Here is an 822-nt window from a genome sequence, read left to right as displayed (position 1 = left end):
CGGCCGAGGCGGTACGCGCCGCCCGGCCCCGTACGGCTTCGCGCGGGGAGAAGCCCAGGTCGGTCAGGGTCAGGCCGGGGAACATGTGCAGGAAGACCCGTTCGTACGCGTAGTTGGGGCAGCGGATCTCGCCGGCCTCCACCCGCCCGATGTAACGGGCGTCGCAGGCGACCTGTTCGCCGATCTCCCGCGCGGCCCTCCTTACGGAGGCGGCGAACTCCCCCGGCGAGTGCCGCCCGCGCAGCCGCCGGAAGACGAGGTTGGGAACAGCCCGTAACGTCGCCATGGCCTACCCTCTCGTAATGATCTGGCGGGGGTAGAACGTACCGTCTGTGACAGGGTGAACACGCAGTGTTTGCCTACAAATCGGATATCTCACCCATGATCTGCCATGAACTGCCATCCTTTGCGGCGGCGTGCCGCCGTAGCTGTTGACGCCGTACCGCGTTGAACCCTTCGGAGACGCTCAACGTGATTCTCCTCGACGAGGAGGGGTCCCTTGTTGGAGTTGGAGGTCGGTATGGACACCAGTGGTGGCTCGAGAACGACAGCTCGGCGCACATCCCCCCGGGAGGCCGCGCAGTCCGCGGACACGGGGGAGCCCTGCGATCTTGTGACGGTCCCCGCACGTCAGGGGCTCGAAGCGGTCGACATCCTGCGGCGCGGCGCCAGCCCGGCGGTGGGGCCCGTGCTGCACGACGGACCCTGCGACACCCTCGGCTTCCTCGTGCCCGCCGGCACGGCGGCGCGCTGGGACATGCCGGGCAGCGCCTGTACGCAGACCAACGGCCGGGGCTTACGGATCCCGGCCGAGCCGCCGGT

1 protein-coding gene and 1 pseudogene are annotated in these 822 nt (G+C 69.1%); one reads left to right on the top strand and one right to left on the bottom strand.

The genetic code is table 11. The features are described 5' to 3' along the window. A pseudogene (locus QR77_RS45020) lies at positions 1-286 on the bottom strand (tetratricopeptide repeat protein); the annotation flags it as partial. A gap of 234 nt (positions 287-520) precedes the next feature. Here QR77_RS45020 and QR77_RS12345 point away from each other — a divergent pair. Continuing rightward, the coding region (locus tag QR77_RS12345) for a hypothetical protein (protein ID WP_078877792.1) at positions 521-822 on the top strand (302 nt) is incomplete at its 3' end.

It is taken from the genome of Streptomyces sp. 150FB (assembly GCF_000818195.1).
GTDB lineage: Bacteria > Actinomycetota > Actinomycetes > Streptomycetales > Streptomycetaceae > Streptomyces.
Note: the sequence above shows the minus strand (reverse complement) of the source record. Positions and strands in the feature narration are given on the sequence as shown.